Below are 22273 nucleotides of genomic sequence, written 5' to 3'. Positions count from 1 at the left end.
ACAGGTTACTCCCGGATCCGAGGAAACCGGTTTTCGTTCTCTGAAAGCTTCGCTAACAGTGCGGCTTCTAGGTCGATTCCAGACTGATAAGCTAGCTTCACAACGTAGATCGCAATATCAGCTAGTTCGCCCGGTAGCAAATCCAACAGATGGGCGAACGGAAAGTCGCCGCGATCGTACTTCTTAACGAGATTTGCGAGCTCACCGACTTCACCCGCCAACGCAAGGGAGTTATGCATGAGCGCAGAGGTGTCTTGTTCTGATATCGCAGCGGACCATCGAGTTTCTACTCCGCGTCTTGAGTCAAACTCCTGCTGTCGTCGAACAAACTCGGAGATTTCCATTTGCGCTCCTTCACGACGGTTGCTTCCTCAAAAGTGAGGCAGCGGTTACCAAACTCTGGCTGATGTCGTCCTGTCTCTCCGAGATGGACCGTGCGTGGCTGCCTGCACGCCGATAGTTTTGGAGTTCGGTGAGTGACGTCACGGACCGCTCTACAATCTCAGCGACGTCGACTCTCCAGTTCGCGTCCCGCATCGCGGTGCAGAGGGAGGCGAGTCCGGAGGTCTCCACTATGGTTTCAGGGCGGGCTTTGTCTTCCAGCCATTCGGCAATCCGCGTGTGGTCACACGCGCTAACGGCTGTGTCGATTACACCGCTTGTGCCGTTTGCGATATCGATTTGGCTCTTCTCGAGCGGTCTGATGTCGGGTACTAGGTGGGCACGAAAGGCGTAGATCGTAAATACCCGCGTATGAACGGTGGGCATGTGCGATATGATCCGCTCAGCGATGATTCTCATCTCGGCGCAGTTAACGGGTAGGAACGTGCCGACTTCGAGTGCGCGGTAATATGCCGTCAGATATAGTGTGTTCTGGTTGTCGGCATCGAGTCCGGCTTGAATTAGTAGCAAACTGGGCAACTTGCCGTCCTCGCTGGCCTCGATGTCTCGATTGTCAACTAACGAGACAACAGCACGGTTGGAGGTCGCCTTATTCTTCAACTCTTCGATTGCCCGTTGGATACCGTCACCGAAGCGATTGATGTACTCTCCATGATTGAAGTGCATATTTGGTGGACAGCTCGGTTGTTGCCACAACTCGGCTTTCCTGCGATAGCGTTCGAGAAAAGGATCGCTAAGGGTTGTTCCTGATTCTTCCACAGTTAGAACCATATTGTGAACTGGGCCATCCGCGCATAGCTCTTTCGATTTACTGATAGCTTCGCCGAAGTTAGTCTTGAAGATAGTAGTCATGGTACCTGCAGCTCCGTTGGGACGAAATCGTTTCGATTCTTTTTGTAGATGAATAGGACTCCGCTGAAATTGGTTTCGGATATATTGTAGACTGTGAATTGATTGTTCATGTTAGAGCCGGGAACAAAACCAAGCGACCCAACTCCAAGAATCTTTGTTCTAGTACGTCCGACGGTTAAGACCTGATCGCTGTGTATATCTCCATGAAGCAGGGCGAGCGCACCATGTTGTGACGCGAGCGTCAGAAGCTCGTGCGAGTGCTCAAGGCCGTGGCCACCGTAACGACTGGAAATCGGGCTGTGGTGGGTAACAAGAATTGTCTTAGGTCCGCATGTCGATAAAGCCCGATGGACTTGGTGTAAGTTGATCGACCCGAAGCGATGGTCCCCGTGGTGAGCGCTATTGATTGCGACAAAGTCGAAATCACGAAATTTCGTGACAACGACCGAGCTATCCTCGGTGAACAGCTGTTTCTCATCATTGGTGACCGCGAAAGCGAAATCGTTGAATTCGTGAAACTTCCGACGAGATACACTAATATCGTGGTTACCTGGGCAAACAATGATTTGTGAGAAAAGGCCGCGTTTCAAGACTTTATCTCGCACGTTTCTAACCGCGCTCGAAAAGCCGCCTGTTCGTCCTTTTGTGGTAACGTCTCCTGAAATTACCAGGACAACATTCTCCTGCCGATATCCTAGCCTTGCAACTTGGTCGGCGAACATTTCGAGTGCTTCCGCTGGGTCCAGATCACCATCGTCCGCGTGGAAATGAAGGTCACTGATATGTGCTATTTGAATCGAGTCGCTCATCGGTTCCACCGCCCTAACCAACTAAGCAAGCAGTTCCTCAAGGTTCCTCCTGTATTTTGATAGGCAAGGTCGACCGCTGCACTGATGGAACCGAGCCTGCGAACGCGTTCTGACGCTAATGTCGATGCCAACGCAAAGTAGGCCGCTGGAAGCTCAGACACCGCGCCGAGTTCAACTGAGACATCCAGTGGACTTTCTGATCGGAGTAGATTCTCCGCAAAAGTTTCGAGAGCCGAGAACGCCTTGTGGCTGTCATCCTTCTTGAGCCGGAAGTCGTAGGTCCAGTGTGCGTCATGAGAGGGCCCGTACTCGAATAGGCTGCGATCTCGATCGTATAAGTGGAGACTGTCGCTCAGTTGAGTGTAGTTACCCGGTTGGACGTCGAGCCATCCCGCTAGAACCTCTTGCAGCATTGACCACTGGATAATATTGTAAGGCAGACCCATAATGATGTCGTTGCTGCGGAGGATCTGTGTCCATTCAAGTGTGTTTTCGCTGATCTTGAGTAGAGATGTGACCGCGCACGGTATGTCTATCGATGTCGAGGTGCCGTCCTTATGTGGAAGGTCGCGAGGTGGGTCCCAGATTTGAAGCACGACCTGCCGACTGTCGGGATTCTCGCGCAAGACTGCGTACGCGCGTTCCAATTGATCGATACCATTATAGGAACGCAATCTGGGGCCATAGGCTCCGGTGGTGTGCGCTCCGTGACCTAAAAAGTTCACAATGTTCGAGTTCCACGCTGACAGAAATCCGATGTCGGAGCGGCCCTGTACTATCCAGATCACTTCGGCCACGGCAAAGGCTGGATTTATGGAAGGTATTCGATTGCTGACCCAGCGTTGACGCGAGTCCGCAATCTGCAATAATGCATGCAGAGACTCGGACGTCGGTCCGGTTCCTCCCGCTCGCCGGGCCGAAGTCTTTGACAGCGCTTGCCACAGTTGAAAAGTCACGTCGTTCGCGGTGTCGCCTACCGCGACTGTCGGAGTAACTATGTCAGGACCCCCTCTGGGATCGAGCCATTTTTAAAGTCTTGGCCCGTTGCGTGAGTGCGTGTGATCTTGACGCATGATACGTGTGGCTGGCATACGTGCGGCGTCGAACTCGCGGTGTCTGACTGGTATTTCAGGTGACACGGGCTAGGGTCCTCGTTGTGGACACCTTTTCCGAGGGCAAGTTTGTCGCCGTGGAGGGACTTGATGGCGCGGGAACAACAACTTTGATTGCTAGCCTCGTTGAGTGGCTTCGGTCGCAGTCGGTCCCGGTGGAGGCGACCCATGAGCCAACTGCGGGTCCCGTCGGGAGTGTCATCCGCCAAGCGATTGACCGACGGCTTGACTTCGATGCAGACATCCTAGCGCTGCTGTTCGCAGCCGACCGGCTGGACCACCTGCGAAATGCGGCGAACGGGATTGAGCGGCAGTTGGCGAGCGGTCACTGGGTCATATCCGATCGGTACTTGGCTTCGTCCTTTGCGTATCAAGGGGGCGCGACCGGCGGTGGGGACTGGGTGCGAACCATAAACCGGCACGCCCGTCCACCGGACTTGACAATATACGTAGATACGAGTATCGCGACGTGCCTCGAGCGCATAGCGCGGAGAAGTGGGAAGGATGAGCTGTTTCATCGCGCGGCGTCGCTGGAGCAAGCCAGCGTTAGATATGAGGCGTTCTTTGCGGCCGAAGAACCGATCGGACCGGTGCTGAAGGTTAATGGGGACCAACCGGCGTCTGCCGTGCTTAACGACGCCTTGAAGCTTGTAGGTCCATGGCTTCACAGTACGTAGACGGTAGGGAACTACATCGCCTTGCGCGTCCCGGCGCGTCGATCACCACGGTTGCATCACGGTGGTGTCACCATTGAGGGCATGAAGCCCCGCATCCTTGTCGTCGACGACGACGCCGCACTCGCCGAGATGCTGACGATCGTGTTGCGCGGCGAGGGTTTCGAGCCCTTCGTGGTCGGCGACGGTACGCAGGCGCTGACCGCGGTGCGCGAGATCCGTCCCGACCTGGTGCTGCTCGACCTCATGCTCCCCGGCATGAACGGCATCGACGTCTGCCGCGTGCTGCGTGCCGATTCCGGCGTGCCGATCGTCATGCTGACCGCGAAGTCCGACACCGTCGACGTCGTGCTGGGTCTCGAGTCCGGCGCCGACGACTACATGGTGAAGCCGTTCAAGCCGAAGGAACTCGTCGCCCGGGTCCGCGCGCGTCTGCGCCGCACGGACGAGGAACCCGCCGAGCTGCTGTCGATCGGTCCGGTCGAGATCGATGTGCCCGCGCACAAGGTGACCCGCGACGGCGTGCCGATCTCCCTCACCCCGCTCGAGTTCGACCTCCTCGTCGCGCTGGCCCGCAAGCCTCGTCAGGTGTTCACCCGCGACGTCCTGCTCGAACAGGTGTGGGGATACCGGCATCCGGCGGACACTAGACTCGTCAACGTGCATGTCCAGCGGTTACGCGCGAAGGTCGAAACCGACCCGGAGAATCCTGAGGTCGTCCTGACGGTGAGGGGGGTCGGCTACAAGGCCGGCCCGCCGTGATCGGTCGATCTCGGCGACGGGTCAACAGCACTCTCGGACGTTTCACCCGCACTGCCGGCGCTGTCGGGCGTGTCTTCGGGCACATCTGGCGGCGCTCGCTGCAGTTGCGGATCGTGGTGTCCACGTTGGTGCTGTCGATTGTCGTGCTCCTGATACTCGGTTTCGTGCTCGTCACCCAGATCACCGACCGGTTGCTCGACGTGAAGCTCGCGGCGGCGACCGAGGAGATCGACCGCGCCCGGATCTCGGTGGAACGAGATCTGTCGAGCGGCGCGGGGAACATGTCGGTGCAGAACCGTCTCCGCCAGACGCGGTCGCTGCTGACCGACCGCGATGCCGACACCGGGCAGGCGTCGGGCGCGGTCGGTGCCTTCGACACCGTCCTGCTCGTGCCCGGGGGCTCCGACACCGGCATCGCCAGTGGCGTCGGACCCACCGCGGAGATTCCGTCGAACCTGCGTGACATGGTGCGCGGTGGGCAGGTGGCCTACCAGTACACCCAGGTCCCCGACGGTTCCGGCGGGCGGGCGCCCGCGCTGATCGTCGGTACGCCGACCAACGCGTCGGTCCCGGGTCTCGAGTTGTATCTGGTCTTCCCGCTCACCGCCGAACAGAACACGCTGGACCTGGTCAGAGGCACGTTGCTGACGGGCGGTGTGGTGCTGCTCGGTCTCCTCGCGGCCATCGCCTGGCTCGTGTCGCGGCAGGTCGTCATCCCGGTGCGGTCGGCGTCCCGGATCGCCGTGCGCTTCGCCGACGGGCGCCTCAAGGAACGAATGCCGGTGCGCGGTGAGGACGACATGGCGCGACTGGCGATGTCGTTCAACGACATGGCCGAGAGTCTGTCCAAGCAGATCACCCACCTCGAGGAGTTCGGCGGGCTGCAACGGCAGTTCACCTCCGACGTCAGTCACGAGCTGCGCACTCCGCTGACCACCGTGCGGATGGCCTCGGACGTGCTCTACGAAGGCCGCGAAGATCTCGACCCGGTCCGCAAGCGTTCGGTCGAGTTGCTCGACAAGGAACTCGACCGGTTCGAGACGCTCTTGAACGAGCTCCTGGAGATCTCCCGTCACGACGCGGGCATGGCCGAACTCGCCGCCGAGCGCATGGACATGGCGATTCCCATCGACGGAGCCCTCGCCACCGTCGGTCATCTCGCGGAGGAGACCGGCACCGAGCTCATCCTCGACCTGCCCGCCGAGCCGGTGCTCGCCGAGATCGACCCGCGTCGTGTGGAACGCATCCTCCGAAACCTGCTTGCCAACGCGATCGACCACGGCGAGCGCAAACCCGTCACCCTCACGATGCGTTCGGACGGGGACGCGGTCGCGATCACCGTGCGCGATCAGGGGATCGGTCTGCGGCCGGGGGAGGAGAAGCTGGTGTTCAACCGGTTCTGGCGGTCGGACCCCTCGCGGTTCCGACGCTCCGGTGGCACCGGACTCGGCCTGGCCATCAGCATCGAGGACGCACGGCTGCACCAGGGTCGGCTCGAGGCCTGGGGTGAACCGGGCAAGGGGGCCTGCTTCCGGCTGACCCTGCCGCTCGTACGCGGCCACAAGGTGCTCGGTTCGCCGCTCCCGCTGAAGTCCGTCGGGACGCTGCAACGGACATCGACGTCCAAGCCGTCCGGCCGTGCGGCCGGCGGGTCCGGGGTGGGGGCGGAATGATCGATGGGGGCGGAATGAACCGGACATGCCGGCCGCGCCGTGGTGCCGCAACGCTGGTGCTGATGATGGCGGCTCTGCTCGCACTGACCGCGTGCGGCGCCATACCCAACGATTCCTCGCCGCAGCCGATCAAGTCCTTCGAGCGGCAGGGAGCCACCAACGCCGTACCGGTTCCGCAGGCGGACATGGACCCCGAGGCACTGGTCCGGGCATTTCTGAAATCCACGGTCGACCCCGATTCGAGTCACGGTGCGGCGCGCGCCTTCCTCACACCGGTCGCCTCCCAGCAGTGGGACGATCGTGGCGACGCGCTGATCATGGACGAGATCAACACCTTCGTGGATCAGCGCAACGAGGACTCGGTGCGCATGCGCCTGATCGGCGACAACGTCGGCACCCTCAAGTCCGACGGTCAGCTGCTCCCGGCATCGGGACGCGTGGAGACCAGCATCAGCCTCACCCGGTCGGGAGACCAGTGGCGCATCGACGGGCCACTGCCCAACGGGACCATGATCGACCGCGACCAGTTCGACAGCACCTATCGACCGGTGTCGCTGTACTTCAGCGACCGCACCGGGCGTCGCCTGGTTCCGGACCCACGGTGGTTCTACTCGGGCCAGGCCACCGACCCGACCGTACTGGTGAACCGGCTCATCGGGGGACCGGCGGCCGACCTGTCAGCGGCGGTCGACAGCGGGTTCCCGAACGGTGCCACGCTGCGCGGCCCGGTCGTCGGACTGGCCGGCGGCGGGGTCCGCGTCGATCTCGACGGCATCGGCAGCGCGCCGATCCGGGACCGCACCGTTCTGGCGGCGCAGGTGATCTGGACCCTCGACGGCGCTGACATCGCCGGCCCGTATGTCATCGACGCCGACGGGGCGCCGCTCGCCGCCGAACGGGCCTCCGGGTGGCAGACCGCAGACGTCCGGGCCTTCGACCCCAACTCGACACCCGCGACCGATGTCGGGTTGAACATCATCACGGGTGGGGCCTTGCGCGCGGTCACCGACACCGCGACCGTGCCGGTTCGCGGTCCGCTCGGGACATCCCGCGACCTGCGGTCGGCGAGCATCTCCGACAACGGGGCCCGAGTGGCCGCGGTCCGCAGCCTGTCCGGACCCGACGCCCGGCTCGAGGCGGTGACCGGCGACTACGGCGGTGACGTCGGTCCGATCATCGGCGGGGCGTCCATCACCCGGCCGTCCTTCGGTGCGGACGAGAACACCGTGTACGTCGTCGTCGACGGTCGTCCGATGCAGTGGCAGCGCGACGACGACGGCACCCGGACGGTGCCCGTGGAGGCGTCGTCGATCCCGACCGTGGCGCGCGGTGCCATCACCGAGATGCAGGTGGCCCCCGACGGCGTCCGGGCCGCCCTCGTCGTGGGCGGGCAGATCGTGTACGCGGTGCTGTCGACCAACACCGAGGGACAGGTGTCGCTGACGAGCCCGCGAATCGCCGCCTACAACATCGGCAACCGCGCCGTCTCGGTGGACTGGGCATCGCCGACGACCCTGATGATCGCGCGGGAGGCCCCGGAGTCACCTGTCGTCCAGCTGTCGATCGACGGCACGCCCGCCGTCGGCCTGCTCAGCGGAAACGTCTCGCCGCCGGTGCGGGCCGTCGTCGCCAACACGTCCACGATCTACGTCGGCGATCAGCGCGGCGTCCTGCGTCTGGGCAGCAGCAACGGCCAACCCGACCAGTACTGGACCGAGGTCGAACCGGCGATGATCCGAGGAGCCATCCCGGTCCTGCCGTGAGGCGCGACCAGGTGTGGTGACCCGCTAGGCCGCGGCCACCACGACGACGGCCGCGACGCCGATCCCGGCGTTGGACAGCACCCGAACCGATTCGGCCGCGGTGGCGCCCGTGGTCATGACGTCGTCGACGAGGATCGCGCTCGCCCCGCGGATCGGCTCGGCACCGGCACGGAGTCGCACCGCGCCGCGGAGATTGCGGGACCGCGACCGTGCGTCGAGCCCGGCGGAATCCCGCGCGGTCGCCACCGTCACCAGCAGGGGCGCGACGAGGACCCGCCGACCGAGCCGGCGTGCCGCGTGCGCGGCGAGTGCGGTGACCGGGTCACCGCCGCGGCGACGGGCGGTCAAGCGTCGCGTCGGGGCGGGAACCAGGAGGAGTTCGTCGGCGTCGGGCAGTTCCCGCCAGCCGGCGAGGATGCGGATGCCGTGCGCGAGCGCCTCGCCGAGCGGGGGGATCAGATCGCGCCTGCCGTGTTCTTTGATCTCGATGACCGCCCGGCGGTACGGACCGCGGTAGCGTCCGAGTGCCCAGACCGGGACCCCGGGGGAGACGCGTGGACTCACCGAGATCGGTGCGTCGGACAGGGTGGCGTCACATCGGGGACACCATCGGACCCCGGGTCGGCCGCACCCTCCGCACAGCAGCGGGAACACCAGATCGGCGCCCGCCTCCACCACCTGTCGTCGCCACGTCATCGGCCGACCGTATTCCGTGCGGGCCGGCGCGGACGGGACCTCCGACGCCGCTGTGGACAACCCGTGCCCCCGTCGGGTGGGACCTTGTGCCCCGATTGTCCCGACATGCCGACACCGCTCGGCAAAACGTGGCCGAGACCCGAAGTTGCGGCTACGGTCGGGGGTACAGCAGGTTGCCGGAAAGGTCCGACGAGGACTCGTGCCGGCCGCGACCGCTTTGTCGGGAGGTGATGCCCCTGTCTTTGAGTGTCAGCTGTCAGCTGACATGGACACATCCTCGGTGCCGTTCACATCATCAGTGCGACAACAGATCACGATGATCCACCGGCGTCGGGACAATTCAGGAGGTAGTTGAATGTCCACAGTCATCCATCGCAAAGGCCAGCGCGAACCGAAAACCGCCGACCCCAGGCCGACCGTGGAGGAGGGCCTCGCGCCCGACCATCCGCCCGCCCAGACCGACTCCTACGATCCAGAATTCGCCTTCGTCCGGCCACCGGGAACGGTGGAGTCCGACGACCCGGCACAACCCACCGCCACCCTGGTGTTCAGCGGACGCAACGTCGAGATCCCCGACCACTACCGCGTCTACGTCGGCGACAAGCTCGCGCGCCTCGAGCGATTCGATCCGACGATCTTCCGCTTCGACGTTGAGCTGAACCACGAACGCAACCGCAGGCAGTCCAAGTCCTGTCAACAGGTCGAGATCACCGCGACCGGCAAGGGCCCGATCGTCCGTGCGCAGGCGTGCGGTGAGAACTTCTACGCCGCGCTCGAACACGCACTGGACAAGGTCGAGTCCCGACTCCGCCGGGTCAAGGACCGCAGACGCGTCCACCACGGCAACCGTCGTCCGCTGTCGGTCGCCGAGGCCACCGAGATCGGGGCGCCACCGCTGCGCGACAACCAACTCTCGGTCGACGCGCTCGTCGGCGAGACCGATTCGGGTGCCGGCTCGGCGGATCAGTGGGATGACGGCGTCGAGGAGTACACGCCCGGTCAGATCGTGCGCGTGAAGGAACACACCGCGGTGCCGATGACCGTCGATGACGCCCTCTATGAGATGGAACTGGTGGGACACGACTTCTTCCTGTTCCACGACAAGGAGACCGACAAGGCCTCCGTCGTCTACCGCAGGCATGCGTTCGACTACGGACTCATCCGCCTGACGTGATGTGAGCGGCCGGCCGATCGTGGCCTCGGTGCCCCGGCTCGGAACCCGTGATGACCCGAGAAGGGGCTTCCCGGTGATCCGATCAGGGTCTGCTCAGCTCACCTCGGTACCATGGGATCCGGTCTGTGCGTATGCACGGGCCGGATTCCGTGTGTTTTCTACAGGTGAGGAACTCGATCCACGGTGCTGAACAAGCTGTTGCGTGTCGGCGAAGGCCGCATGGTCAAGCGACTCGACGCGATCGCGTCCCACGTCGAGACCCTGTCCGACGAGTTCGAGGCGCTGTCCGACGCCGAATTGCGCGCCAAGACAGACGAGTTCAAGGAACGGCTCGCCGACGGTACGACGCTCGACGAGTTGCTGCCCGAGGCATTCGCGGTGGCCCGCGAGGCCGCGTGGCGCGTGCTCGACCAGAAGCACTTCCACGTGCAGATCATGGGTGGCGCGGCTCTGCACTACGGCAACATCGCGGAGATGAAGACCGGTGAGGGCAAGACCCTGACCTGTGTGCTCCCCGCGTACCTCAACGCACTGGCCGGTGACGGCGTGCACGTCGTGACCGTCAACGACTACCTGGCCAAGCGCGACTCCGAGTGGATGGGACGCGTGCACCGCTTCCTGGGCCTCGACACCGCCGTGATCCTCACCGGCATGAGTTCGGCGGCCCGTCGCGAGGCCTACGCAGCCGACATCACCTACGGCACCAACAACGAATTCGGCTTCGACTACCTGCGCGACAACATGGCGCACTCCCTCGAGGACCTGGTCCAGCGCGGGCACACCTTCGCCATCGTCGACGAGGTCGACTCGATCCTCGTCGACGAGGCCCGGACCCCTCTCATCATCTCCGGACCCGCCGAGGGGTCCAGCAAGTGGTACACCGAGTTCGCGCGGATCGCGCCGCTGCTCGAGCGCGACGTCCACTACGAGGTGGACATCAAGAAGAAGACCGTGGGCGTCCACGAGGCGGGCGTCGAGTTCGTCGAGGACCGCCTCGGCATCGACAACCTCTACGAGGCCGCGAATTCGCCGCTGGTCAGCTACCTGAACAACGCCATCAAGGTCAAGGAGCTGTTCCACCGCGACAAGGACTACATCGTCCGCAACGGCAACGTCATGATCGTCGACGAGTTCACCGGGCGTGTGCTCGACGGACGCCGCTTCAACGAGGGCCTGCACCAGGCCATCGAGGCGAAGGAGGGCGTCGAGATCAAGGCCGAGAACCAGACGCTGGCCACGATCACGCTGCAGAACTACTTCCGCCTCTACGACAAGCTGTCCGGCATGACGGGTACCGCCGAGACCGAGGCGGCCGAGTTCGACCAGATCTACAAGCTCGGCGTGCTGCCGATCCCGACCAACAAGCCGATGATCCGCAAGGACCAGGGCGATCTGATCTACAAGACCGAAGAGGCCAAGTTCGCCGCGGTCGTCGACGACGTGACCGAACGTCACGAGAAGCGTCAGCCAGTGCTGATCGGCACCACGAGCGTCGAGCGCTCGGAGTACCTGTCCCGGCAGCTCAAGAAGCGCGAGATCCCGCACAGCGTCCTCAACGCGAAGTTCCACGAGCAGGAGGCGCAGATCATCGCCGAGGCCGGCCGGCTCGGCGCGGTCACGGTGGCCACCAACATGGCCGGTCGCGGTACCGACGTCGTACTCGGCGGCAACCCCGACATCATCGCCGACACCCGGCTGCGCAAGGCCGGACTGGATCCCGTGCAGACCCCCGACGAGTACGAGGCGGCGTGGGACGAGGCCATCGAGGTCGCGCGCAAGGATGCCGCCGAAGAGGCGGAAGCCGTCCGCGAGGCGGGTGGGCTCTATGTCCTGGGTACCGAGCGTCACGAGTCGCGGCGTATCGACAACCAGCTGCGCGGTCGCTCCGGACGCCAGGGCGACCCGGGGGAATCCCGGTTCTACCTCTCGGTCGCCGACGAACTCATGCGTCGCTTCAACGGGGGTGCGCTCGAGGCCATCATGAATCGCCTGCCCGACGACGTGCCGATCGAGGCGAAGATGGTCACGAAGGCCATCCGGAGCGCGCAGACGCAGGTCGAGCAGCAGAACTTCGAGATGCGCAAGAATGTCCTCAAGTACGACGAGGTGATGAACGAGCAGCGCAAGGTCATCTACGCCGAGCGTCGCACGATCCTCGAGGGCGAGGACCACCACGAGCAGGTCAAGCAGATGATCGACGACGTGGTGTCCGCGTACGTCGAGGGTGCCACCGCCGAGGGGTATGCCGAGGACTGGGATCTCGACGAGCTGTGGACCGCGTTGCGCGCGCTGTACCCGATCGAGCTCGATCCCAAGGACGTGGTAGGCGAGACCGAATTCGGTGAGCGCGACGACATCTCGGCCGAGGAACTGCGCGAGAAGCTCGTCGCCGACGCCCGCGACGCCTTCGACCGTCGTGAGAAGCAGATCGACGAGATCGCCGGCGAGGGCGCGATGCGGCAGCTCGAGCGAAGTGTTCTGCTGAGCGTCCTCGATCGCAAGTGGCGCGACCACCTGTACGAGATGGACTACCTGCGCGAGGGCATCCACCTGCGCTCGATGGCGCAGCGCGACCCGGTCGTGGAGTACCAGCGCGAGGGCTTCGACATGTTCCACGGGATGCTCGAAGGCCTGAAGGAAGAGGCTCTCGGCATCCTGTTCAATGCCCAGGTGCAGACCGAGCAGCCCGCCCAGCAGCAGCCGCTGCCGAGCGCCGCCGATCTGCGTGCGGCCGTCGGTGCGGGCGCACCCGCTCCGGCGCCGCTCGCCGACTCGGGTAACCAGGCCCCTGCCGCCCTGCGCGCATCGGGCCAGTCGGTCGATCCCGAGGTCACCTACTCCGGCCCGGGGGAGGGCGGCGGTACGGTCGTGCACTCCGAGGAAGAAGAGCTCTCGGGTGCTGCGGAGTCGGCCAGCCGGCGCGAGCGTCGCGCCGCGGCCCGCGCGAACACCAAGGGCACCCGACCCAAGCCGCCGAAGGCCAAGAAGCAGCGTCGCTGACATCCGTCGCCGCCGCCCGCGGCGGCGACGGGGTGCCCGCGCACATTCGTGCGGACATCGATGGAACCGGCTGGGGTGCTGGTGCGTCCAAACCCCATGCACACGCTTCTCCCCGCCCAGACGATCCTCCCGACCCAGACACCCAGGGTCAGGGTCCGCACCGCCCCGCCGTATGAGCCGGCCGGTGCCGATATGGCCGGTCGGGCGGTTACGTCCGAGTCGCGCCGCTCCACCGTGGGGGCCGGCCCGAGCGCCGGCTCCGCGCGCAAGACCGTGGCGGCTGCGGCCGAGGCCCGTCGTTTCTCGATCGCCGTCTCCCGTCTGCTGTTCGAGGTGATAGACCGTCGGCGGGCGATCGGTCATCTCGGCGACGTCGTCTCACCCGCGGTCGCCGACCAGGTCGGGGTGCTGGTCCGGCACGACGCGTTCCGGATCGTCGACCCCGCGTCCCCGCTGACACAGGCCCCGGTGGGAACCGTGCTGCAGCGGGTGCATGTGCAGATGTGCGACATCAGCGCCGCGGAGATCTTCGGTTCGTATGCCGCCGGTGCGCGGGTCCGTGCCTTCGCCGGCCGCATCGAACGCAAGCCGTGCCGTGTCCGCGGCCCGCGGGAGCCCGGCACTCGTCGGTCGCTCGGTCAGGTCGAGTACCGCTGGCAGCTGGTCGCCCTGGAGTTCCACTGATCGGCTCGGGATTCATGATCGGCCCGGGTTTCATTATCGGCGCGAGTTCATGACCGGTACGGGGTTCATGGTCGGCACGGGGTTCATGATCGGCACGGGGTTCATGGTCGAGCCGTCGGTCGTCGCGCATGGTCTTGTCGGGACCGCGCCGCGGAACGTCCGGAACCGGGCCGCACTCGGATCGGGCGACTAGGATCGGCGTCGTGGTCAACCGGCTGTCGCCCCGTGACGCGATGTACTACTTCCTCGACGATTCGCGGTCGACGACGCATCTCGGCGCGTTGCTGATCCTGGAGCCGGCCGGCGCCGACCCCGCTCACGACGGTGGGGACCCATCTGAATCTGGCCCGTCTGTTTCATCCCCGGACGATCCGCCACGGCCGACGCTGGACTACGCCGAGCTGGTATCGCTGGTGGAGAACCGGCTGCAGCTCATCCCGCACTACCGGCAGGTGGTTCGCGAGGTCAGCCTGGGACTCGCGCGACCGGTGTGGGTGGACGACCCCGATTTCGACATCAACTTCCACATCCGTCGCGCCGGACTGCCCCGGCCGGGCGGGGCATTCGATCTCGACGACCTCGTCGCTCGGGTGATGTCGCGCCCACTCGACCGCACCCGCCCGCTGTGGGAGATGTACCTCATCGAGGGCCTCGCGGACGGGCGGCTGGCCATCCTGACCAAGTCCCACCGCTGCCTCATCGACGGCGACGCGGCGCGGGAGATCAGTGAGGTCATCTGCGACGGCACCGACGCACCCGAATCGCTGCCCGAGGATCTCTGGATGCCGGGGTCGCCTCCCGGCGACACGAGCCTCGTCGTCGGTGCGCTGGCCGAGGCGCTGGCCCGCCCCGGCGACCTGGTCGAGACGATGATTCGAGGCAACGGGCTGGTCTCGGAGATGCGTTCGGCCGTCGGGACCACCGCGCGCCGGGTCGGGGACGTCGTGTCCCAGCTGACCGACTCCGCACCCCGCAGCCCCCTGAACAACGCGGGCACGACGACCCGGTCCTTCACCTCCACGAAACTGCCTCGCCGCGGGTGCGCGAAGATCGCCGAGCGCCACGCCTGCACCGTCACCGATGTCGAGCTCGCCATCATCTCCGGCGTGATGCGAAAGTGGATGCTGTCGTTCGATCCGGCCGAGGGCCCCGCAGACACCGTCCGCGTGGTGGTGCCGTTGGCGGTGCGCGATCCGGGAGTGGAAGTCACCGCCGATCCCGACCCGGGCTGGATCGGTGTCGGCAAGCCCAGCTTCGTGACGGATCTTCCAGTGGGAGAAGACAATCCGACTGTCCGTCTCGCGCAGGTCGCCGGGCTCGCGGACCGCTACGCCCAATCGTCGCGACGGATGACCCGCGGGCCGAGTCCACTCTTCTCCGAACTCGGCGTCGTGCCGTTCCCGGAGATCAGTTCGCGCGCATTCCGCTCGCTCAACAGTCGCGCCTACAACGTGCCCGTCGCGATGAGTTCGGCCCCCATCCCGGACCGGTTCGTCTTCGGCACGCCCGTGCGGCAGATGTACTCCATCCCGACACTCGTGTCCCAGCGGGCGCTCGCGATCAGCGTCATCGAATACGGCGATCATCTCCACTTCGCTTTTGTCGCCGATCGGGGAGTCATCGGGGATCTGCCCGCGATGGCCGACTACGTCTTCGAGTCGTACGAAGAATTGGTCCACTCGGACTGAGCGGGTCCACTCGGACTGGGCGGGTCTCGCCGGTTGTGGCGGGTCGGTGTACCGCGTCCTGCCCCCGCGCCACCGATAGGGTGGTCGGTACCACCGCACGCCGAACCGTCAGGAGACAGAGAACGCATGAGGGTGTACCTGCCGGCGACGCTGGCGATGCTGTTGCAGCTCAACGCCGATGGCGAGTTCCGTCCGCTCGGCGGGACGGGCTTCGCGTTGACACCCGCGCTGCGCGAGGCGTTCGTCTCGGGAGATGACGAGGAACTCTCGGAGGTCGCGCTGCGCGAGGCCGCACGGGCGTCGCTGCGGTTGCTCGCCGGGGAGGCACCTGAACCCGGCGACGCCGACGCGGACGCCGAACTCTCGGCGGACGAGGCGTCGACAGGGCCCGGGGGGACCGCGTCGTTGCCCCCTCGACGGGTCGTGGTCGCCGCCGACGTCGAAGACGTCACGCTGCGGCCCGACCTCGACGACGCCGTGGTCAAGGTCGGCGTCCCGATCCCGCTGTCGTCGATCGCGTCCGTCCACGTCGACGTCGCCGAGGCCGAGGACAAGGTCCGCGCGGCGGTGGTCGTGATCGACGCCGCCGACATGGGCGACCTCGACGCCGAACTCGCCGTCGGCGACGTGGAGGACTTCGATCTGGCCTGGTACGCGACGCAAGAGCTGCCCTTTCTGCTCGAGCTGCTCTGAGTCGTCTCCACAACCTACGGTTGCGTAGGTTACTGTGTTTCGACAGTGCTTCCCTGACGTCGAAGGCGGTATGTGCGATGGGTCTGCTCGAGCGGTTCGAGGAACCGGTCTCCGGTGTCGCAGCCCGCAACCGCGGCACGCAGTGGGTCCGGGCCGCCCTCACCCGCATCACGACGCCGCTGCTTCCTGACGACTACCTGCATCTGGCCAATCCGTTGTGGTCGGCACGGGAACTGCGCGGCAAGGTCGTGTCGGTGACCCGCGAGACGGAGGACACCGCGACCATCCGGATCCGGCCCGGATGGGGATTCTCCTTCGACTACGCGCCCGGTCAGTACGTCGGCATCGGCGTGCTGATGGAGGGCCGCTGGACCTGGCGGTCGTATTCGCTGACCTCCACGCCCGATGCGTCGGCGAGCGACAAGACGATCTCCATCACGGTCAAGGCGATGCCCGAGGGGTTCCTGTCGAGCCACCTGGTGAACGGGCTGACGGAGGGCACGGTCGTCCGCCTCGCGGCGCCTCGCGGCGAGTTCGTACTACCCGACCCACTGCCGCAGAAGGTCCTCTTCGTCACCGCGGGCAGCGGACTCACGCCGATCATCTCGATGCTGCGCACGGTCCGACACCGCAAGCAGCACACCGACATCCGGCTCGTCCACTCGACTCCGACGCCCGGTGACCTGCTCTTCGCCGACGAACTCGCCGAGCTCGCGGCGGACGGGATCATCGACCTGCACGTCCAGTACACCCGGACCGACGGGCAGGTGACGCCCGAGAGCCTCCCGTCGTTGTGCGCCGACTGGCGGGAGCGGCAGACCTGGGCGTGCGGGCCCGCCGGGTTCCTCGACGGTCTCCACCGCCTCTACACCGATGCGCGACTCGGTGACCAGCTGCACATCGAGCGTTTCGCGCTGGAACGCGGCGTCGTGGGCGCGCAGGGCGGCACCGTGACCTTCGGCCGTTCGGGCAAGTCAGCGACCGTCGACGGCGCGACCACTCTGTTGGAGGCGGGGGAGTCGGCCGGTGCGATCATGCCCTTCGGCTGCCGCATGGGCATCTGCCAGAGCTGCGTGGTGATGCTCGACAAGGGCTGTGTCCGCGACCTGCGGTCCGGCGTAGAACACGTCGAGGGTGAGCGCATCCAGACCTGCGTCAGCGCGGCTGCCGGTGATTGCACCCTGGACGTCTGACCAGGAATTTGCGCTCCGTACGGCTCGCCGACGCGGCCGAGCCGGTAGGGTGAGATCCGTGCGTGGTCACCGAAACGGGTTCCGGGAAATCGTCCGCGAAGGCATCAGTGAAGGCTGAGGCACCGGAACTCAGCAGCATTCCCGTCCTGAGCGACGGGGGCGTCACGCTGCGGCCGCATGAGCCCCGCGACCTCGATCGGATGGTCGAGCTGGCAGCAGATCCGGCCATGATGCGGTGGACCCCCATCCCTGCGCCGTACAGCCGTGCTGCGGCTGAGCGCTTCGCGCTGGATTTCGCTCCGCAGCGCTGGGCCGAAGGGTCCCGGATGCTCTGGGCCGTCGAGTTCGACGGGCGGTTCGTCGGCACCGTCGACATCGAGGGCGAGGGGCCGCTCACCCGGCTCAGTTACGACCTGCATCCCGATGCACGCGGATGGGGAGTGATGAAGCGGGCCGTGCTGCTCGCGGTGAACTACGCATTCGGCGAGGCCGGCAAAGAGGTCGTGCGCTGGACGACCGTCGCGGGCAACATCGATGCCTTGCGTGTTGCCCATTCGTGCGGTTTCCGGCTGGACGCGGCGGTCCAGAACGGCATCGAGGTCCGCGGCCACATCCGGGACGCATGGGTCGGGTCGCTGCACGCGACCGACGCACAGCATCCCAAGACCGACTGGCGCACCGACGTGTTCGAGACCGAGCGCTTCCGGCTCCGGCCGCTGGCGGAGTCCGACGACCCGCGCATCCGGGAAACACTCGACGATCCGATCTCGCGGAAGTACCTCTTCGAGCGGCCCGACCCGCTGGAACTCGAGCACGCCGCGGCGGAGCGCCTGCGGAAGTGGTGGACCGCCGCCCAGGGGTTGACCTGTACGTGGGCCGTCGCCGATCGCGAGACCGACGACTACCTCGGCGACATCACCCTGCTGCACATCGACGAGGTGACCGGAGCCGAGGCGGGCTTCTACACCCATCCCGAGGCGCGAGGGAAAGGCGTACTGGGAGAAGCGTTTCCGGCAGCGGTTCAGTACGCCTTCGACAAGCTGGGATTCCGTCGGCTCACCCTGTTCGCCGCCGACAGCAACGAGGGCAGCAAAAAACTCGCCCGCACCGCCGGATTTCGCGAGTTCGGTACGCAGAAGCTCGCGGCCCGCTCGGACGGCGTGTTCGAAGACCTCGTCGGCTTCGAACTCTTCCGCGACGACTACGAGGCCGCCCGCGGCTCCTGACGCCCATCCGCCCTGACGCCCATCCGCACTGACGTCGCCGCACTGGACACATCGCCGTCGCTAACCTACGCTTGCGTAAGTTACGGAAACGTAGGCGTAGGCGGACGTGCTGAGAAGCGCTGCCCGCCGCGCGGCTCACCATCGGCGAAGGGACCACTTGTATGGCGATCTCCGACATCCCCGAATACGCACACCTGACCGACGACGACGTCGCCGCGCTGGGTGCCGAACTCGACGCGATCCGTGCCGACATCGAAGCCGACCGTGGCGAGCGTGACGCCCGCTACCTGCGCAACACCATCCGTTTCCAGCGTGGACTCGAGGTGACCGGACGCGCGCTCCTGTTCGGTTCGACGAAGAAGTCGGCCTGGTGGGCGGGTGCGTGTGCGCTCGGCGTCGCGAAGATCGTCGAGAACATGGAGCTCGGGCACAACGTGATGCACGGGCAGTGGGACTGGATGAACGATCCGGAGGTGCACAGCACCACGTGGGAGTGGGACAACACCGATCCGTCCGCGCACTGGAAGCACACCCACAACTACATCCATCACAAGTACACCAACGTGCTGGGCATGGATGACGACGTGGGCTACGGCCTCCTGCGCGTGACCCGTGACCAGCGGTGGCGTCCGTTCAACTACGGCAACCTCGTCTACAACACCATCCTCGCCCTGGCCTTCCAGTACGGCGTGGCGGTCCAGCACCTCGAGCTCGGGAAGAAGCGCAAGACCCCCGAGGCGCAGGAAGAGTTCCGACGCAACCGCAACGACGTCCTGTCCAAGATCGGCAAACAGGTCGCCAAGGATTACCTCGCTTACCCGGCGCTGGTCAGTGCCGCGACCGGGCATCGGGTCGGCTACGGCCGCGCCTATGCCAAGGCCGCCACGGCCACCGCGCTGGGCAACGTCATCCGCAACGTCTGGAGCAACGCGGTCATCTTCTGCGGCCATTTCCCCGACGGCGCGGAGAAGTTCACCAAGCAGGACGTCGACAACGAGAGCCAGGCTGAGTGGTACCTCCGCCAGATGCTCGGCAGTGCCAACTTCGATGCGGGCTTCGTGCTGGCTTTCCTCAGCGGCAACCTGTCCTATCAGATCGAGCACCACATCTTCCCGGATCTGCCCAGCAACCGGTACGCCGAGATCGCCGAACGCGTCCGCGCGCTCTGCGACAAGTACGACCTGCCCTACACGACGGGTCCGTTCCCGGTGCAGTACGCCAAGGCGTGGCGGACGATCGCCAAGCTCTCGCTGCCGGACAAGTACCTGTCGGCGACCGCCGACGATGCTCCCGAGACCGCGTCCGAGCGTCGCTTCAAGCAAGGCCTTCCCGACGGAGCCCGCCTGCAGGCGACCATCGACGAGAGCTCCGGCACCCGTCGCGGTCTGCGGTCCGCGATCTCCGCGCTGCGCACCCGGAGAAGAGAACGGCTGATCCGTTCGCTGCGCTCCCGACAGGTTCGGGCCGAGGTCACCGACCTGACCGTCCGTCGCGATGAGCAGGCCGCCTGATCCCCGCAGGTCAGGTGGTCCCATCCCGTCGAGAAACCGCATCTGCCCACGACAAGGGCATAATGAGGCGTAATGGCAATCACTGACATCAACGAGTACGCACACCTCACCGACGCCGACGTGGAAGCGCTCGGTGCGGAGCTCGATGCGCTCCGTCGTGAGATCGAGGCGGACCGCGGCATGCGTGACGTCCGATATCTCCGGCGCACCATCCTGGCGCACCGCGCCCTCGAGGTCGCGGGTCGCGCCGCACTGCTCGGGAGCCGGTCGAAACCCCTCTGGCTACTGGGGACCACCGCGCTCGCGTTGTCGAAGATCATCGAGAACATGGAGCTCGGGCACAACGTGATGCACGGGCAGTGGGACTGGATGAATGACCCGGAGGTCCACTCGACCACCTGGGAATGGGACATGGTGTGCGCGTCGCCGCACTGGAAGCATTCCCACAACTACATCCATCACAAGTACACCAACGTCCTCGACATGGACCACGACGTCGGTTACAAGACGTTGCGGGTCACCCGCGACGAGCCGTGGCAGCCCAAGCAGATCCTCCAGCCGGTCACCAACGTGCTGCTCGCGTTGCTGTTCGAGTGGGGTATCGGCCTCCACGACCTCGACCTGAAGGACGCGATCTCCGGCAAGAAGCCGAAGGAGGTCGCGATCCCACAGCTGAAGGTCTTCGCCCGCAAGGTCGGCAAGCAGCTCGCCAAGGACTACGTGCTCTTCCCGGCGCTGACGGGGCCGAACTTCAAGTACACGCTGACGGCCAACCTGAGCGCGAACCTGATCCGCAACGTGTGGGCGTACGTGGTCATCTTCTGCGGTCACTTTCCCGACGGTGCGGAGAAGTTCACCGCGGACACGCTCGAGAACGAGACGCAGGGTCAGTGGTACCTCCGGCAGATGCTCGGCACCGCCAACTTCAACGCCGGCCCCGCGATGGCGTTCTTCAGCGGCAATCTCTGCTATCAGATCGAGCACCACCTCTACCCCGACCTCCCGAGCAGCCGGTACGCCGAGATCGCCGTCCGCGTCCGTGACCTGTGCGACAAGTACGATCTGCCGTACACCACGGGATCGATTGTCGTGCAATACCTTCAGACGCTGCGGACGATCAACAAGCTGGCGCTGCCGGACTCGTTGCTGCGCGCGACGGCCGATGATGCCCCCGAGACCGCGTCGGAGAAGCGGTTCGCCGGGATGAAGCCGCGGGCCACCGGGCTGAAGACCGCCATCTCCGAGTTGCGCGCGCGCCGGCGGCGTCGCTGACCGGTTCCGGTGGTCGTGGCCGGACTCCGCGTCGGCCCGCTCAGCCGGAAGGCTGTGGCTCGTGTGGTGCCTGCTCGTCGCCGGGATCACTCTCGCCAGTCACCGCGGCGAGGAGAGTCCGCACCGCCATGGCTCGTCGGTAGGAGTGCCCCTCGAGTCCGTCGAGCGCGCACTCCGGGTCCGCGGGCGGGCCGAGATGCGTACAGCCGCGCGGACAGTCGTCGATCGCGTCACGGAGATCGTCGAACGCGGCGACGATGTCGTCGGGTCCCACATGTGCGAGACCGAACGATCGGATACCCGGGGTGTCCACGACCCAGCCCCGCGGCACACTGTCCCCGGGGAGCGGAAGCGCCACCGACTGTGTGGAGGTGTGTCGCCCCTTGCCGACTCCCGACACCACGCCGGTGGCCCGATAGGCGTCCGGCACAAGACGATTGACGAGCGTCGACTTGCCGACTCCGGAATGTCCGATGAACGCGGTGATCCGGCCCTGTAGGGCGGCCACGATGTCGTCGAGCGGGTCGTCGCGGCCCGCACAGATGACCGGCAACTCGAGATCGGCGAAAGCCGCCGTGAACTCGGTGGGATCGGCGAGATCGGATTTCGTCAGACACAGGATCGGCGACAACCCACCGACGTAGGCGGCGGCCAGGGCCCGTTCGACGAACCCGGTGCGCGGTGGCGGGTCGGCCATGGCCGTCACGATGAGCAGCTGATCGGCGTTCGCCACGACGATCCGTTCATACGGATCGGAGTCATCGGCGGTGCGGCGCAACACGGTTCGTCGCTCGGCGACGCGCACGATGCGCGACAGCGTGTCGGGTCGTCCGGACAGGTCGCCGACGACCGACACATCGTCGCCGACGACGATGGGGGTGCGCCCCAGTTCCCGGGCGCGCATCGCGACCACCCGCCGGGCCGGGTCGCCACCGAGCACGACGCCCCAGCGCCCCCGGTCCACCGACACCACCATGGCCTGCTCGGCGTCCTCATGCGACGGTCGCGTCTTGGTGCGCGGTCGGGTGCCCTTGCCCGGACGAACCCGGACATCGGATTCGTCGTAGCTCGCCGCGCGGCGGCTCAACG

Annotated in this window: 19 protein-coding genes; 13 read left to right on the top strand and 6 right to left on the bottom strand. The window is 65.6% G+C overall.

The window, feature by feature from the left end; genetic code table 11:
• Window positions 1-5: 5 nt before the first annotated feature.
• Genes MAY35_RS17645 through MAY35_RS17630 form a run of 4 tightly spaced genes read right to left on the bottom strand, consistent with a single transcriptional unit; the run spans window position 6 to window position 3019 of the window.
• Window positions 6-344 (bottom strand): MazG nucleotide pyrophosphohydrolase domain-containing protein, encoded by a 339-nt coding sequence (locus MAY35_RS17645; RefSeq protein WP_238422595.1) that lies wholly within the window; start codon window positions 342-344, stop codon window positions 6-8.
• 10 nt (window positions 345-354) lie between these two features.
• Window positions 355-1254 carry a hypothetical protein gene (locus MAY35_RS17640; RefSeq protein WP_238422594.1) on the bottom strand — a complete coding sequence of 300 codons (900 nt, stop codon included), beginning with the start codon at window positions 1252-1254 and terminating at the stop codon, window positions 355-357.
• Entirely contained in the window at window positions 1251-2063 is an 813-nt protein-coding gene (locus MAY35_RS17635; protein ID WP_238422593.1) for a metallophosphoesterase, read from the bottom strand. Before MAY35_RS17635 ends, MAY35_RS17640 begins: the two co-directional genes overlap by 4 nt.
• A complete protein-coding gene (locus tag MAY35_RS17630) occupies window positions 2060-3019 on the bottom strand; it encodes a thymidylate synthase (RefSeq protein ID WP_238422592.1) in 960 nt (319 codons plus the stop codon). The genes MAY35_RS17635 and MAY35_RS17630 overlap by 4 nt, the downstream gene beginning before the upstream one ends.
• A gap of 200 nt (window positions 3020-3219) precedes the next feature.
• Here MAY35_RS17630 and tmk point away from each other — a divergent pair, with 200 nt between their 5' ends.
• The 4 genes from tmk to lpqB all read left to right on the top strand — a co-directional run bounded on the left by tmk (window position 3220) and on the right by lpqB (window position 8047).
• Window positions 3220-3852, top strand: coding sequence for a dTMP kinase (gene tmk, locus MAY35_RS17625; protein WP_238422591.1), 633 nt, complete (start codon window positions 3220-3222; stop codon window positions 3850-3852).
• An 81-nt stretch (window positions 3853-3933) separates the two neighbouring features.
• A complete protein-coding gene (gene mtrA / locus MAY35_RS17620; RefSeq protein ID WP_004023513.1) occupies window positions 3934-4611 on the top strand; it encodes an MtrAB system response regulator MtrA in 678 nt (225 codons plus the stop codon).
• Window positions 4608-6284 (top strand): MtrAB system histidine kinase MtrB, encoded by a 1677-nt coding sequence (gene mtrB / locus MAY35_RS17615; protein WP_238422590.1) that lies wholly within the window; start codon window positions 4608-4610, stop codon window positions 6282-6284. The genes mtrA and mtrB overlap by 4 nt, the downstream gene beginning before the upstream one ends.
• 62 nt (window positions 6285-6346) lie before the next feature.
• Window positions 6347-8047, top strand: coding sequence for an MtrAB system accessory lipoprotein LpqB (lpqB, locus tag MAY35_RS17610; RefSeq protein ID WP_374237976.1), 1701 nt, complete (start codon window positions 6347-6349; stop codon window positions 8045-8047).
• Window positions 8048-8071: 24 nt separating this feature from the next.
• Here the strand turns inward: lpqB and MAY35_RS17605 are convergent, their stop codons facing one another.
• Window positions 8072-8743: a ComF family protein gene (locus MAY35_RS17605; protein WP_238422589.1), complete on the bottom strand. Its 672-nt coding sequence runs from the start codon at window positions 8741-8743 to the stop codon at window positions 8072-8074.
• 355 nt (window positions 8744-9098) lie between these two features.
• Here MAY35_RS17605 and hpf point away from each other — a divergent pair, with 355 nt between their 5' ends.
• The 9 genes from hpf (at window position 9099) to MAY35_RS17560 (ending at window position 21184) form a co-directional block, all read left to right on the top strand.
• Window positions 9099-9917, top strand: coding sequence for a ribosome hibernation-promoting factor, HPF/YfiA family (gene hpf / locus MAY35_RS17600; protein ID WP_238422588.1), 819 nt, complete (start codon window positions 9099-9101; stop codon window positions 9915-9917).
• 183 nt (window positions 9918-10100) lie between these two features.
• Entirely contained in the window at window positions 10101-12917 is a 2817-nt protein-coding gene (gene secA / locus MAY35_RS17595) for a preprotein translocase subunit SecA (protein WP_238422587.1), read from the top strand.
• Between the two features lie 192 nt (window positions 12918-13109).
• Window positions 13110-13601, top strand: coding sequence for an Rv3235 family protein (locus MAY35_RS17590; RefSeq protein WP_308192467.1), 492 nt, complete (start codon window positions 13110-13112; stop codon window positions 13599-13601).
• A gap of 203 nt (window positions 13602-13804) precedes the next feature.
• A complete protein-coding gene (locus MAY35_RS17585) occupies window positions 13805-15289 on the top strand; it encodes a wax ester/triacylglycerol synthase domain-containing protein (protein ID WP_238422585.1) in 1485 nt (494 codons plus the stop codon).
• 126 nt (window positions 15290-15415) lie between these two features.
• Window positions 15416-15982 (top strand): hypothetical protein, encoded by a 567-nt coding sequence (locus tag MAY35_RS17580; protein ID WP_238422584.1) that lies wholly within the window; start codon window positions 15416-15418, stop codon window positions 15980-15982.
• 77 nt (window positions 15983-16059) lie between these two features.
• The gene (locus tag MAY35_RS17575) at window positions 16060-17175 is read left to right on the top strand and encodes a ferredoxin reductase (RefSeq protein WP_238422583.1); all 1116 of its coding nucleotides are present in this window, start codon (window positions 16060-16062) and stop codon (window positions 17173-17175) included.
• Between the two features lie 107 nt (window positions 17176-17282).
• Entirely contained in the window at window positions 17283-18401 is a 1119-nt protein-coding gene (locus MAY35_RS17570) for a GNAT family N-acetyltransferase (RefSeq protein ID WP_238422582.1), read from the top strand.
• A 161-nt stretch (window positions 18402-18562) separates the two neighbouring features.
• A complete protein-coding gene (locus MAY35_RS17565; RefSeq protein ID WP_238422581.1) occupies window positions 18563-19912 on the top strand; it encodes a fatty acid desaturase in 1350 nt (449 codons plus the stop codon).
• A gap of 72 nt (window positions 19913-19984) precedes the next feature.
• Window positions 19985-21184: a fatty acid desaturase gene (locus MAY35_RS17560; RefSeq protein WP_238422580.1), complete on the top strand. Its 1200-nt coding sequence runs from the start codon at window positions 19985-19987 to the stop codon at window positions 21182-21184.
• Between the two features lie 40 nt (window positions 21185-21224).
• Here the strand turns inward: MAY35_RS17560 and rsgA are convergent, their stop codons facing one another.
• Complete coding sequence (gene rsgA, locus MAY35_RS17555; RefSeq protein ID WP_238422579.1) at window positions 21225-22271, bottom strand: ribosome small subunit-dependent GTPase A; 1047 nt, start codon at window positions 22269-22271, stop codon at window positions 21225-21227.
• Between the last annotated feature and the right edge of the window lie 2 nt (window positions 22272-22273).

The organism is Gordonia sp. 'Campus', assembly GCF_022206305.1.
Lineage (GTDB): Bacteria > Actinomycetota > Actinomycetes > Mycobacteriales > Mycobacteriaceae > Gordonia.
The sequence above is the reverse complement of the archived record's forward strand: the minus strand, read 5'-3'. Positions and strand labels throughout refer to the sequence as shown.

Coding starts and splice junctions, on each gene's coding strand:
- MAY35_RS17645 (WP_238422595.1), bottom strand. CDS start 344: ATGGAAATCTCCGAGTTTGTTCGACGACAGCAGGAGTTTGACTCAAGA.
- MAY35_RS17640 (WP_238422594.1), bottom strand. CDS start 1,254: ATGACTACTATCTTCAAGACTAACTTCGGCGAAGCTATCAGTAAATCG.
- MAY35_RS17635 (WP_238422593.1), bottom strand. CDS start 2,063: ATGAGCGACTCGATTCAAATAGCACATATCAGTGACCTTCATTTCCAC.
- mtrA (WP_004023513.1), top strand. CDS start 3,934: ATGAAGCCCCGCATCCTTGTCGTCGACGACGACGCCGCACTCGCCGAG.
- lpqB (WP_374237976.1), top strand. CDS start 6,347: ATGATGGCGGCTCTGCTCGCACTGACCGCGTGCGGCGCCATACCCAAC.
- MAY35_RS17605 (WP_238422589.1), bottom strand. CDS start 8,743: ATGACGTGGCGACGACAGGTGGTGGAGGCGGGCGCCGATCTGGTGTTC.
- hpf (WP_238422588.1), top strand. CDS start 9,099: ATGTCCACAGTCATCCATCGCAAAGGCCAGCGCGAACCGAAAACCGCC.
- MAY35_RS17590 (WP_308192467.1), top strand. CDS start 13,110: ATGGCCGGTCGGGCGGTTACGTCCGAGTCGCGCCGCTCCACCGTGGGG.
- MAY35_RS17580 (WP_238422584.1), top strand. CDS start 15,416: ATGAGGGTGTACCTGCCGGCGACGCTGGCGATGCTGTTGCAGCTCAAC.
- MAY35_RS17575 (WP_238422583.1), top strand. CDS start 16,060: ATGGGTCTGCTCGAGCGGTTCGAGGAACCGGTCTCCGGTGTCGCAGCC.
- MAY35_RS17565 (WP_238422581.1), top strand. CDS start 18,563: ATGGCGATCTCCGACATCCCCGAATACGCACACCTGACCGACGACGAC.
- MAY35_RS17560 (WP_238422580.1), top strand. CDS start 19,985: ATGGCAATCACTGACATCAACGAGTACGCACACCTCACCGACGCCGAC.